This window comes from Aeromicrobium sp. 10G20-16, assembly GCF_055809665.1.
In genome coordinates, this window is the sequence record NZ_CM147919.1 from 1,808,179 (window position 1) to 1,820,482 (window position 12,304).

Annotated in this window: 12 protein-coding genes, 1 tRNA gene, 1 other RNA gene and 2 pseudogenes; 10 read left to right on the top strand and 6 right to left on the bottom strand. The window is 69.0% G+C overall.

Annotation, left to right across the window (positions count from 1 at the left end; translation table 11 throughout):
* Nucleotides 1-49: 49 nt before the first annotated feature.
* The 8 genes and pseudogenes from AC0L5F_RS09075 to AC0L5F_RS09110 all read left to right on the top strand — a co-directional run bounded on the left by AC0L5F_RS09075 (nucleotide 50) and on the right by AC0L5F_RS09110 (nucleotide 8,083).
* Nucleotides 50-1,411, top strand: coding sequence for a hypothetical protein (locus AC0L5F_RS09075; RefSeq protein ID WP_473313006.1), 1,362 nt, complete (start codon nucleotides 50-52; stop codon nucleotides 1,409-1,411).
* A gap of 43 nt (nucleotides 1,412-1,454) precedes the next feature.
* Nucleotides 1,455-2,765, top strand: coding sequence for a threonine/serine exporter family protein (locus AC0L5F_RS09080; protein ID WP_473313007.1), 1,311 nt, complete (start codon nucleotides 1,455-1,457; stop codon nucleotides 2,763-2,765).
* Between the two features lie 142 nt (nucleotides 2,766-2,907).
* Nucleotides 2,908-3,687 (top strand): annotated as a pseudogene (locus tag AC0L5F_RS09085) (acyl-CoA dehydrogenase family protein); the annotation flags it as partial.
* Nucleotides 3,688-3,769: 82 nt separating this feature from the next.
* Nucleotides 3,770-4,042 carry an acyl-CoA dehydrogenase family protein gene (locus AC0L5F_RS09090; protein WP_473316177.1) on the top strand — a complete coding sequence of 91 codons (273 nt, stop codon included), beginning with the start codon at nucleotides 3,770-3,772 and terminating at the stop codon, nucleotides 4,040-4,042.
* A gap of 1 nt (nucleotide 4,043) precedes the next feature.
* A complete protein-coding gene (locus tag AC0L5F_RS09095) occupies nucleotides 4,044-5,192 on the top strand; it encodes an acyl-CoA dehydrogenase family protein (RefSeq protein ID WP_473313008.1) in 1,149 nt (382 codons plus the stop codon).
* A gap of 106 nt (nucleotides 5,193-5,298) precedes the next feature.
* The gene (locus tag AC0L5F_RS09100) at nucleotides 5,299-6,393 is read left to right on the top strand and encodes a LolA-like protein (RefSeq protein WP_473313009.1); all 1,095 of its coding nucleotides are present in this window, start codon (nucleotides 5,299-5,301) and stop codon (nucleotides 6,391-6,393) included.
* Entirely contained in the window at nucleotides 6,390-7,271 is an 882-nt protein-coding gene (locus AC0L5F_RS09105) for an ABC transporter ATP-binding protein (protein ID WP_473313011.1), read from the top strand. Before AC0L5F_RS09100 ends, AC0L5F_RS09105 begins: the two co-directional genes overlap by 4 nt.
* Complete coding sequence (locus AC0L5F_RS09110) at nucleotides 7,268-8,083, top strand: ABC transporter permease (protein WP_473313012.1); 816 nt, start codon at nucleotides 7,268-7,270, stop codon at nucleotides 8,081-8,083. Before AC0L5F_RS09105 ends, AC0L5F_RS09110 begins: the two co-directional genes overlap by 4 nt.
* 1 nt (nucleotide 8,084) lies before the next feature.
* Here the strand turns inward: AC0L5F_RS09110 and AC0L5F_RS09115 are convergent, their stop codons facing one another.
* The 4 genes from AC0L5F_RS09115 to ffs form a co-directional block, all read right to left on the bottom strand.
* The gene (locus tag AC0L5F_RS09115; RefSeq protein WP_473313013.1) at nucleotides 8,085-8,333 is read right to left on the bottom strand and encodes a helix-turn-helix domain-containing protein; all 249 of its coding nucleotides are present in this window, start codon (nucleotides 8,331-8,333) and stop codon (nucleotides 8,085-8,087) included.
* Nucleotides 8,333-8,950 (bottom strand): hypothetical protein, encoded by a 618-nt coding sequence (locus AC0L5F_RS09120; RefSeq protein ID WP_473313014.1) that lies wholly within the window; start codon nucleotides 8,948-8,950, stop codon nucleotides 8,333-8,335. The genes AC0L5F_RS09115 and AC0L5F_RS09120 overlap by 1 nt, the downstream gene beginning before the upstream one ends.
* Nucleotides 8,951-9,015: 65 nt before the next feature.
* Entirely contained in the window at nucleotides 9,016-9,801 is a 786-nt protein-coding gene (locus AC0L5F_RS09125; protein ID WP_473313016.1) for a lipase family alpha/beta hydrolase, read from the bottom strand.
* A gap of 47 nt (nucleotides 9,802-9,848) precedes the next feature.
* Nucleotides 9,849-9,945, bottom strand: an RNA gene (ffs, locus tag AC0L5F_RS09130) — signal recognition particle sRNA small type.
* 61 nt (nucleotides 9,946-10,006) lie between these two features.
* Between ffs and AC0L5F_RS09135 the strand changes: the two genes are divergently transcribed.
* Nucleotides 10,007-10,094: transfer RNA gene (locus AC0L5F_RS09135), tRNA-Ser, on the top strand.
* Nucleotides 10,095-10,215: 121 nt separating this feature from the next.
* Nucleotides 10,216-10,404 carry a hypothetical protein gene (locus AC0L5F_RS09140; RefSeq protein ID WP_473313017.1) on the top strand — a complete coding sequence of 63 codons (189 nt, stop codon included), beginning with the start codon at nucleotides 10,216-10,218 and terminating at the stop codon, nucleotides 10,402-10,404.
* Between the two features lie 582 nt (nucleotides 10,405-10,986).
* Here AC0L5F_RS09140 and AC0L5F_RS09145 read toward each other — a convergent pair.
* Nucleotides 10,987-11,796 (bottom strand): annotated as a pseudogene (locus AC0L5F_RS09145) (recombinase family protein); the annotation flags it as partial.
* A gap of 13 nt (nucleotides 11,797-11,809) precedes the next feature.
* Nucleotides 11,810-12,229 (bottom strand): helix-turn-helix domain-containing protein, encoded by a 420-nt coding sequence (locus tag AC0L5F_RS09150; RefSeq protein ID WP_473313018.1) that lies wholly within the window; start codon nucleotides 12,227-12,229, stop codon nucleotides 11,810-11,812.
* Between the last annotated feature and the right edge of the window lie 75 nt (nucleotides 12,230-12,304).

Consider the following 12,304-nt stretch of genomic DNA (forward strand, 5'->3'; position numbering starts at 1 on the left):
GTCTGCGGCTCGCCCTGCGCGTTGCACCCTGACCTCTACAGTCGACAGCGTGAACCAGACGCCAGACGCCGACCTCCTGGAGAGCCCCGGTCGCTCCTGGGTCCCGTGGACCGGACTGCTGGTCACGCTCGCGATCATCGCGGCAGCCTTCACGCTGCCCGAGGTGTTCGGCTGGAAGGTGTACCCGCGGGCGACCATCGGTCCCGACGACATCTCGCCGCTGCACGGCCTCTGGGAACCCAAGTTGTTCGGACCCGGCACGATCCCGGCCGTCCTCATCGCCGTGCTCGGGTGGCACTACGGTCCTCGACTGGCCCAGCAGCTCACCTGGCGCCGCCTGCTGCTGGCCGGATTCGTCGTCGGCCTCGCATGGATGGTGTCGCTGGCCTACGTCGACGGCAGCAGCGGCATCAGCCGGGTGCTCGGCAACCCGTACGAGTACCTGCGCGACGCCCGCACCATCACCGACGTGCCCGCGATGCTGTCCGAGTACGTCAGCCGCATCCCGTACTCGGCACCGGACAACTGGGTCACCCACCTCGCCGGCCACCCGCCCGGCGCGCTGCTGTTCTTCATCGGGCTGGTCAAGATCGGCCTGGGCGGGGACTACGCCGCCGGCATGACCGTCACGGTCATCGCCGCCACCATCGCCCCGGCCGTCATGATCACCCTGCGCACGCTCGGCCACGAGGACTTCGCCCGCCGCTCGGCGCTCTTCCTCGTCCTGTCGCCCGCCGCCGTCTTCATGGCGGTGTCGGCCGACGCGATGTTCGCCGCCGTGGCCGCCTGGGGCATGGCCTGCCTGGCCATGTCGGCCACGCGTCGCCGCACCGCCCCCACGATCGGCTGGTCGATCGCCGCCGGGCTGCTCCTGGGCTACTGCGTGATGATGTCCTACGGCCTCCCGCTGCTCGGGATCCTCGCGCTCGCCATCGTGCTCGCGGCGCGTCGTTGGCAGCCGCTGCCGGGCGCGGTGGCTGCAGCCCTCGCCGTCGTGCTCGTCTTCGCCGCCTATGGCTTCCGGTGGTGGGATGCCTACCCGGTCCTGCGCGAGCGCTACTACGACGGCGTCGCCAGCATCCGGCCGTTCTCGTACTGGGTGTGGGCGAACCTCGCGGCGCTGGCCATCAGCGCGGGTCCGGCCGTCGGCATGGGTCTGGCGCGGCTGCTCGCGCTGGGCCGACGCCTCGACCGCACCCTGCTGCTCGTGATCGGGAGCGGCTTCCTGATGATCGCGGCGGCCGACCTGTCCGGCATGAGCAAGGCCGAGGTGGAGCGCATCTGGCTGCCGTTCATCCCGTGGATCACGCTGTCGCTGGGCCTGCTGCCCACCCGCTGGGCCCGGCTGGCGCTGGCGGTGCAGCTGATCAGCGCCCTGCTGGTGCAGCACCTGCTCTACACCAGCTGGTGACCGGCGTTTGGTAGGACGGGCCGCCAGCCGACACCATGTGACCATGGCCGACTCACACACCTACCGCGTGCTCGACCTGTCCTTGCGGATGGGCGAGATGCTGCTGGCCAACGGGGCCGGCGCGGCCGACACCACCGCGACGATGTCGACCGTGGCGCACCACCTCGGCGTGCGGGACGCCCGCGTGGACCTGACCTTCACGACGCTGACCATGAGCCACCAGCAGGGGCCCGACCAGCCGTCGGCGACCTCGGTACGGCACGTCAACCACCGCGAGACCGACTTCGACGACCTCACCCGCGTCGACCAGCTGGTCGGCGACCTGCTCGACGACGTCATCGACCTGGACGAGGCGCAGTGGCGGCTCGCGCAGATCGCGTCCACCGGGCATCGGGCGCCCCGCTGGGCGGTGTCGATCGCGTGGGCAGCGCTCGGTGCGTCGGTGGCCCTGCTGATCGGCGGAACGCCGCTGGTGCTGCTGATCGCCGCGGTGGCCGCCGCCGGTGCCGACCTGATCCGCCGCTACCTCGCTCCGTTCCGTCTCCCCGACTTCTACCTGCAGATCGCCGGCGGGATGTTCGCCTCGCTGCTGGCGGTGGCGAGCGCCGCCTCGGACCTGCCCGTCGACCCCGGCCGCGTGATCGTCTCGGGCATCGTCACCCTGCTGGCCGGCCTCGGCTTCATCGGTGCCTTCCAGGACGCCCTGTCGGGCTTCTACGTCACGGCCAACGCGCGCATCCTCGAGGTGATGCTGTCGACCGCCGGCATCCTCGCGGGCGTCAGCGCCGGCCTCGCCGTGGGCTCGATGTTCGGCGTCGAGGTGTCAGCCGGCACCTCACCCATCTCGCTGGCGCCGGTTCCCGTCGCGGCACTCGGCGGCGCACTCGCGGCAGCCGCGTTCGCCATGTCCTGCTACGCGCCGACCCGGTCCGCGCTGCCGATCGCGGCGGTCGCCGGCGCCGCCACGGCCATCTACGTGGCCATCGCGAACCAGAGCAACAGCATCGCCTGGCCCTCCGGCGTCGCCGCGCTGTTCGTGGGCATCGTCGGATACGGGGTGGCCCGCCGCGTCCGGGTGCCCGTGCTGGTGGTCGTCGTTCCGGGCATCGTGCCGCTGCTGCCGGGCCTGTCGATCTATCGCGGGTTGTCGCAGCTGTCGGCGGACAACTTCGTGGGGATCCTCTCGCTCATCACGGCCGTGGCCAGCGCCATCGCCCTGTCGTCGGGCGTCATCCTCGGCGAGTACCTCGTCCAGCCGCTGCGCCGCGAGGCTCGGCGTCTGGAGCGCCGGCTCAGCGGACCCCGTCTGGTCGGTCCGCTCCGCACCAGGTCACGCCGCCGGCGCGAAAAGTAACTACACGCCTTGTGCAGGAACCGACCGTGTGGGCAGACTGACTCCGGAGTAACGTTCGAACCAGACTTCCGTCCCCACCCGCCGCCAGGAGTATTCGATGCATCTGCAGCTGTCGCCGGAGGACGTGGCATTTCGCGAGGAGATGCGCACGTTCTTCACCACCCAGGTTCCGCAGCACATCCGAGACACCGTCGCCGCTCGTCGTGAGCTCTCGAAGGAGCAGATCGTCGAGTCGCAGCAGGTGCTGAACGCCGCCGGCCTGGCCGTGCCCAACTGGCCGGTCGAGTGGGGCGGCAAGGAGTGGACGCCGCTGCAGCGCCACATCTGGCACGAGGAGATGCAGATGGCGCACGTGCCGATCCCGCTGGCGTTCAACGCCAGCATGGTCGGCCCCGTCATCGCCGCCTTCGGTTCCGACGAGCTGAAGGAGAAGTTCCTGCCCAAGACGGCCAACCTCGACATCTGGTGGTCGCAGGGCTTCAGCGAGCCCGACGCGGGCTCCGACCTCGCCTCGCTGCGCACCACGGCGGTCCGGGAGGGCGACGAGTACATCGTCAACGGCCAGAAGACCTGGACCACGCTCGGTCAGTACGGCGACTGGATCTTCACCCTCGTGCGCACCGATCCCGACGTCAAGAAGCAGGCCGGCATCTCGTTCCTGCTCATCGACATGAAGAGCGAGGGACTCACCGTCCGCCCGATCGAGCTGATCGACGGCAGCGTCGAGGTCAACGAGGTGTTCTTCGACAACGTGCGCGTGCCGGCCGAGAACCTGGTCGGCGAGGAGAACAAGGGCTGGGACTACGCCAAGTTCCTGCTCGGCAACGAGCGCGTGGGCGTCGCACCGGTGGGCTCGACCAAGCGCGTGCTCGCCAGCGCCAAGGAGGTCGCCAAGACGGCCGGCCCCGGTGGCTCCTCGCTGCTGGACGACCCGCTGCTCGCGGCCCAGTTCGCTGACCTGGAGAACGAGCTGCTGGCGCTCGAGCTGCACGGCGCTGCGCGTCGTGGCCAACTCCGCCGACGGCAAGCCGCACCCGGCGTCGTCGGTGCTCAAGCTGCGTGGCACCGAGCTGCAGCAGGCGGTCACCGAACTGGTCGTCGACATCGCCGGACCCGAGGCGCTCGCCTCCGGCCACCCCGACGGCTCCGACGTGCCCGACTGGGCACAGGTGGCCGTGCCCAACTACCTGAACTACCGCAAGGCATCCATCTACGGCGGATCCAACGAGGTGCAACGCACCATCATCGCCGGAACGATTCTTGGACTGAGGGCCTGACATGGACTTTCTCTACGACGACGAGCAGGACGCACTGAAGGACGCGGTCCGCGGACTGCTGGGCAAGGCGTACGCCTCCTCTGAGGACCGCCGCGCCGTGACCAAGACCGACCCGGGCTGGGACGAGAAGACCTGGCAGCGCCTCGCCGAGATGGGAGCCCTCGGGCTGCCGTTCGCCGAGGCCGACGGCGGCATGGGCGCGGGCCCGGCCGAGGTCGCGATCGTGGCCGAGGAGATCGGACGCGTCATCGCACCGGAGCCCTACGTCGAGGTCGTCGTGCTCGCGGGAAGCCTCGTTCAGGCGGCCGGCACCGACGAGCAGCGCGGCGAGATCCTCGGCGGCATCGCCGAGGGCACGCTGGTCCCGGCCGTGGCCCACAGCGAGCCCGGCGCCCGCTACGCCACCGCTGCTGCCGGTGTGAAGGCCAGCGGCTCGGGCGACTCGTGGACGCTGACCGGCGTCAAGGAGCCGGTCATCACCGGCGAGCGTGCCGATCTGCTGATCGTCACCGCCGCCCTCGAGTCGGGTGGCACGGGCCTGTTCCTGGTGCAGCCCGACGCGTCCGGCCTGACCCGCAGCGGCTACCGCACGTTCGACGGCGGGCGTGCCGCCAAGGTCGAGCTCTCCGACACCCCGGCCACCCCGCTGGGCGAGGCCGGCGCCGACCAGACCGACGCCATCGCGCTTGCCGTGGCCAAGGCGCAGATCGCGTACTCGCACGAGGCGCTCGGCGCGATGGACACGGCGCTGCAGACCACCACGGAGTACCTCAAGACGCGCAAGCAGTTCGGCGTGCCGCTGATGACCTTCCAGGAGCTGACGTTCCGCGCGGCCGACATGTACGTGTCGCTCGAGCTGGCGCGCAGCACCGTCATGTGGTCCACGTTGGTCCTGATCGACAGCGACGACCCGGCCACCATCATCGAGGCGGCCACGCGCGCCAAGCTGCAGGTGAGCAAGGCCGGCCGGCACATCGGTCAGGACGCGATCCAGCTGCACGGCGGCATCGGCATGACCGCCGAGTACAGCGTGGGGCACTTCACCGCACGGCTCACCGCCATCGACCACGTGCTGGGCGACGGCCGCACCCACCTGGCCACCCTGGCCGGATCCCTCGACGACCACGACGTCGTCGAACCCCTGCCCTAATCACCAAATTTTGCGGGCCCAAGCACCGTTTCACCTCATCGATTCGGTGCTTGAGTCCGCAGAATTCGGTACCTCGGGATTGGGAGGATGTCGGTAGCGTGGCCGAATGACGGCTGGGCGACGGTGGGTGGTGGTCGCGGTACTGGCCGTGGTCGCACTGGCGGCACCGCTGATCGCGGCCGTGATTCCGGCGAGCGGCTCGGACGCGACGGCCGCACAGGTGCTGCAGTCGATCCGCGCCTCACGCTCGCTGGGGTGGTCCGGAGACGTCGTCACCCGCGGCACGCTGCAGATCCCTGACACCGACTCCTTCGCCGGCGTCGCGCGCCTGCTGGGCGAGCAGAACGACGTCCGCGCCTGGTGGCGCGACCCGGAGCACTGGCGGGTCGACCGGGTCCGGCAGACCGGGGAGACCGACCTCGTCCGCGACGGCGCGCAGGTGACGTCGTGGAACTTCGAGTCGAACACGGCGACCGTCTCGCCGTACTCGGCCGTGCGACTCCCGGACATCAGCGACCTGCTGCCCAACCAGCTCGCCCAGCGGCTGCTCGCCGGCGCCACGGCGGACGAGATCAGCCGCCTCCCCGCCCGACGCGTGGCCGGGCGGGACACCGTGGGGCTGCGTCTGGTGCCGGCCGGCACGGCGACGACGATCGACCGCGTCGACCTCTGGGCCGACGCCGGCACAGGACTGCCGCTGCTGGTCGAGGTGTCGGACTCAGGCGGCTCGCGTCCCGTCCTGACCTCGGAGGTCACCCGCCTGGACACCGACCGCCCGTCGGCCGACGTCGTCTCGTTCACCCCCGCCCCCGACGCCAGGGTGCGCAGCCGCGACGCCGTCGACCTCGCGGCCGGGGCCAACGTCTTCGCACCCTTCACGCTGCCGGACTCCGTGGCGGACCTGGCCCGACGCGGCGATCCAGCGGACCTCGGCGCCGTGGGCATCTACGGCCGGGGCCCCACGGCGTTGGTGGCCATCCCGTTGCGACGCAGCGTGGTCGGCAAGGTCCGCGATCAGCTGTCGGCGTCGGCCGCGGCCCGACAGACCAGTGCGGGCACGTCGCTGAGGATCGGTCCGCTGTCGGTTCTGCTGACGCAGGGGCGCCGTGGCGGCGGGACGTTCCTGCTCGCCGGCACCGTGACGCCCGAGACGCTCGCCCGCGCCGGTGACCAGCTGATCGCCGAGGTGCAGGTCCGATGATCCGCACCCACGGCCTCACCAAGCGCTACGGCGGCCTGACCGCGGTCGACGGCATCGACCTCGACGTTCGCGCCGGCGACGTCTACGGCTTCCTCGGGGCGAACGGGTCGGGCAAGACCACCACCGTGCGCATGCTGCTCGGACTCGTGCTCGCCACCTCGGGCGAGGCCGAGGTGCTCGGCGAGCTCATGCCGGCCGCGAGCCAGTCGGTCCTTCCGCAGGTGGGCGCACTGGTCGAGGGACCCGGCGCCTACGACCACCTGTCAGGTCGCGCGAACCTGACGACCTTCGACGCCGCCGGAGCCGGCCAGCGAGCAGGCCGTGCGCGCATCGACGAGGTGCTCGACCGGGTCGGTCTCGACCCGTCGGACCGTCGGCCGGTGCGCACCTACTCGCTCGGCATGCGTCAGCGACTCGGGCTCGCCTCGGCCCTGCTGCGTCGCCCGAAGCTGCTGGTCCTCGACGAGCCGACCAATGGGCTCGATCCGCAGGGCATCCACGAGATCCGCGACCTGCTGCTCGAGCTCAACGCGCAGGGCACCACGATCTTCCTGTCCAGCCACCTGCTCGCCGAGATCGAGCAGATGTGCACCCGTGTCGGCGTGCTCGATCGGGGTCGGCTCGTGCTCCAGGATGACCTGGCCACGCTGGTCGCCCCCACCGGTCGCCTGGTGGTGCGCACCCCGCAGGCCGAGTGGGCGGCCGAGGTGCTCGGCGAGCGTGTCGAGTCCGTCGACGGCGGACGCCTTGTCGTGCGGTCCGACGACCCGGCCGCCGTCAACGCCGAGCTGGTCGGCGCCGGCCTCTCGGTGACCGAGCTGGGCCCGTTGCGCGTGAGTCTCGAGGACGTCGTGCTGCGCGCGAGTGAGAGCGCATGATCCGCGTCGAGGTGATGCGGCTGCTGCGACGCCGGCGCACGTGGGTCACCATCGCCATGCTCAACGCCTTGCCGCTCGTGGTGGCGGTGCTGCTGGCACTGACCGCCCTCGGCCCCCGACCCGGCACCGGACCGCCGTTCCTGTCGGCCGTGCTGACCGACGGCACCTTGTTCCCGCTGGCGGCGCTGGGCATCGTGCTGCCCCTGTTCCTGCCCGTCGCCGTCTCGGTCGTGGCCGGCGACTCGATCGCCGGCGAGGCTCAGGCCGGCACGTTGCGCTACCTGCTGATCCGCCCGGTCGGGCGCACCCGGCTGCTGGCCGCCAAGCTGATCGCGGTGATCGTCTTCGTGCTCATCGCGGTGCTCATCGTGGCGTTGCTGGCCTATGCCGAGGGCCGCCTGCTGCTCGGCAACGGTGACCCGTCGGGCGCCGTCACCAGCGTCTCCGGATCGACGTTGACCCAGGGCCAGACCATCCAGCGCACGTTCCTCGCGCTGGGCTACGTGACGTTCATGATGCTCGGCGTGGCCGCGATCGCGCTGTTCTTGTCGACGGTGGTCGAGTCGGGTCTCACCGCGGCCCTGGGCACGATCGCGATCCTGATCGGGTCGACGGTGCTGCTGGGCCTCGACGCCGCCGACGTGCTGCAGCCGTACCTGCCGACGCGCTACTGGCTGGCCTTCGTCGACCTGTTCCGCGACCCGATCCGATGGGGAGACGTGGTGCGCGGGCTGATCGCCCAGACCAGCTACCTGGTGGTCTTCGTGGGTGCGGCGTGGGCCAACTTCAGCACCAAGGACATCGACACCTGAGCTAGGCCGATCCGCTCGGCACGGTGGCGGTGGTCAGCAGGTCTCCGACGTCGCACGAGAGCGCCTCGCAGATCGCGAACAGGGTCGAGAAGCGGATGGCCCGGGCACGGTCGTTCTTCAGGACGCTGAGGTTGACCACGCTGACGTCGACCAGCTCGGACAGCCGGGTCAGCGTCATGCCGCGGTCCGCGAGCAGCTCATCGAGGCGGCAGTGCACCCCGGCGGGTCCGGCGTCGGCAGCCGGCGCCATCAGATGAGTCCCTCGGTCTCGCGGCGGAGGCGGTCGCCGACGGCGAACACGGTGCTGGTCAGGGCGGCGACGAAGGCGGCCAGGATCAGGCCGGTGACGTCGGCCGACATCACGACGTTGTCGAAGGTGCGGTCGCTCAGCCGTGCGAATGCGCCATTGGCTCCCATGTTGCCGAAGAACGGCACCAGCGCGTAGGTGACGAACGCCGTGATGCTGGCGGTGGTGGCCAGTCGAGTGCTGCCCGGGCTGAACACCCGGCCGGCCAGGATGTTGCGGATCAGCAGGGCGAGGCACACGACCAGGGTGACGACGCCGACGGCCAGCACCACCTGCTGGATGACGATCGCCCCCACCGACGCACCGGGAAGCGACGGCACGGTCAGCGTGGCGCGGTCCAGCTCGACCGTCACCGGTGAGCCGTCGGGACCGATGGGCGCGACGGCCCGGGTTCCGGAGAAGTCGGCCGGGACCTCGACGTCCTGGTTCGGCAGCACCTCGACGATCCTGGCGACGGCGCGCCAGACGGTGACCGCCGCGAGAGCAGCGCCCAGGACGACGAAGGCCCACAGGCCGCTGCGGTCGGCCGTACTCATGCGGTCGTTCTCGATCTCAGACATCCTCGAACCTCACGTTTGTCGATAACATCGATAAACGATAAACACGGATCCGGCCAGAGGTCAACTCACGCGCAGCGCACGTTCACCGGGATGCGCGGGTCGGCCGGGCCGAGCGTGGTGGTCAACGTCTCGAGCACCACGGGATCTGCGGGCAGCGCAGAGTGACCGGTGGTGAGATTCGGACAGAACTCCTGGACGACGATGTTGAGTGCGTCGGCCAGCTCGGCGGACTCGGTGGGCGTCACCACGCGGTCGGCGGTCGAGCTGACCGTGATCCAGCGCGGCCCCTCGGGCGTCTCGTCACCGGCGTTGAGGGCGCGCAGCAGGTCGCTGTCGGGGGCCAGCTGCTCGCACGCGACCGGACAGCTGCCGGCGACCTCGACGGCCAGCGCCGCGACGTCGGTGCCGTGCTGCGGCGATCCGATGGACACGACGCGGCGGGCGATGTCGGCGCCGCCCTCGTCGCGCACCCAGAGCCGGGCCACGACACCACCGGCGGAGTAGCCGACAACGTCGACCGTGCTCGCGCCCGCTCGGTCCATGGCGTCGCGGGCCGCGGTGTCGAGCCGCTTGGCCTGGGCGACGAGGTCACCGGTGCCACCGTCGACGGGGGTCACGACCGTCACGTCGCGCCCCTCGCCGCGCAGGGCCGTCACCAGGGGCTCGACGCTGGAGACCTGACCGCCGTAGCCGGGGACGACGAGGACCGGACCGAGCTCGCTCTGGTCGGCGGTGGACGAGGTGACGCGGTCGACCACGAACGCGCCGGCTGCACCCAGGAGGGCGAGCCCGACCAGCGCCGCGACCATCAGTGCCATGCGTCGGCGGGCGGGGGCGAGGGAGTCGAGCACCGCTTCATCGTCGCCGCACGCACCAAACCGCGCCAGTGCGCTCGGACGTGAAGGACCCCTCGCGCACCCGACAGAGGTCACTGACCCTTGCTGCCTTCCGGCCCTGGGGGAGTTGGGTTACATGTCGCCGCGCGAGGGGCTGCCGCCATCATACGGATCGATCCCGATTCGTCCCACCCCGGTGGCGACCGGTAACCTCATCGACGGAGGATTCGCATAGTGGCCTAGTGCGCTCGCTTGGAAAGCGGGTTGAGTGAAAGCTCTCAGGGGTTCGAATCCCCTATCCTCCGCCATGAGGCGCTTATTCCAACCACGTGAGGTTTTACCTCCGCGGATCGGGAGTAGGTGACTCAAGGTCAACGCAGCGCCTCGGGGCGCGGTCACATCGTGATCGCCCGCCGGGGCGCTGTTTGCATGTGCGACATCTGCCGCCGCACGCCCATGCGCTTGGTCGGCATCGAGGACCTCCTCGAACGGCGGGCGAACCTCGGCGTCGCGGATGCCGTCCTCATCGAGGAAGAGCCGTTTGAAGATGGCATCGTTCAGGCTGCCACGCGCTGCGTCGTTCGCCTGACGGTAGAGAGCACCGACATCTGCGAGTAGCGCCAGGCACTCCTCGAGTAAATCGGCACCGGCCGCGAGCGCCTTGCCCGCGTGGTTGCGCTCGGCTTCGACTCGCTCCCGATCTTCGCGTAGCTGGTTGATCCGTTGCCGGATCTTGTGCTGCGGGAGACCTTGCTCGGCAAGATCGAGTAGCCGCTCCTCGCGCTTATCGAGCTCGAGAAGTCGTTTCGTCAGCACGGTTTCGAGCTCGCGGATACTCGACTGTTCGTCGGCCATCGCGTCGCCCATGCTGTGCGTCACCAAGCTAGCAAAACCGTCGGCGAGATCGAGAGTGTCGTAGTGCTCGACGACGTGATGCTCGACCATCGCGACGGGGAGGTTCGGTAGGTCACAGAGGCCCTTCTTGCGGTTGACGCAGAAGTAGTACTCGTACTGTCCGCCGTTGCCAGTGGCTTGGGTGTAGACGAGCTTGCTGCGCCGCCCCACCTGCTCGCAGCGTTCGCAGTAGAGCAGCTTTTTTAGGTAGTGGAAATGGGTGCGGTCTCGCCTCGTTGGTGCGGAACGTTCTTTGAGGATCTCCTGGACGATCGCGAACAACTCAGGTTGTACGAGCGCCTGGTGACGTCCTGGGAACAGCTCACCCTGGTAGCGGACAAGACCCATGTAGTACGGGCTGGCCAGCATGTTGTGCCACTTGTTGACTGAGACATGTTTGGCATCTGGATGGCGTCTAGTGCTCCGAGTTGTGAGTCCACGGTCGACCATGGTCTGCGCGAGTCGTTCGAGTGAGTAGTCACCGGTGGCGTACAACTCGAAGCCTTGGCGGATGAGTGGTGCTCGAAGTTCGTCGAACGCGACCGCACTGACCATCCGGCCCTCGACGTCCTCCTTGACGTTGAGGTAACCCAACGGCGCACGCCCGATGGTGCCGCCGAGCTTGGCCTTATGGGCGAGCTTGCGGGCGATGTCCTCACCTTCGGAAGCCGAGCGGTACTGGTTGATCGCGGCGAGAATGCCCCGAGTCATCTGTCCAGCTGGCGAGTCGTCGATGTTCTCGGTCGCAGAGACAAGTTGCACCTTGGCCGCGTCCATCTGGAGCATCACGAGCGCGTCGTCGATCCGGTTGCGGTTCAGACGGCTGAGTTGGTAGACGATCACGTATTCGACGTCGCGTTCGGTCGAGATGCGCTTCATCATGGCCTGGTACTCCGGCCGGTTCTGCACCGTGGTGGCGCTGCGACCCGGTTCGACGTACTCGTCCACGATGGTGAGTCCGAGGAGATCGGCCTTGCGTTGACAGATCGAGCGCTGAGCCGGGATCGACAGGCCTTCGGGGTCGTAGTCGGTGTCGACCTGCGACTTGCTCGATACACGCAGGTAGAGGACGGCAGGAGGCGCGGTACTCGAGTTGACTGCTGGTGTGGCGTTCACGGCGACCCCCTTCCTACTCGTTACTAATGTCGTTGTTCGGTTCGTCGATCTCGACCGGGACGAAGGCCACCTGACTTTCGTTTGATCCGATAGCCAGGTAGTCCTCGACCAGGGCGACGACGCTCTGGAACGCTTCGGGCGAGAGCCCCTTAAGCGTCTCGACGAGATCAGACTCGTGATCGGCCAGTTCGGTGAGTGCGTAACCCGCTGCCGCGTAGAGGCCTGAGACCGGGATGTTTAACGGGCCGGCTACTGCGGCAAGGTGTGCCGGGTTGACCTTCTTGACGAGATCGTTTTCGAGCTTGCTGAGCTGCCCGAGAGAGATTCCGGCCTGTTCTGATAGTGCGCGCACTGAGAGTCCGGCGCTGATTCGTCCCTGCTTCAGGACGCCACCGAGCGACGGCCCGGGTTCATCATTTCGATGGTTTGTCATGTGAGTTTAGGTCTCCTATTGCCCGGAATTCCAGTATAAACCGTCCGTTCATTGTTGTGAACAGCGATTGTGAAT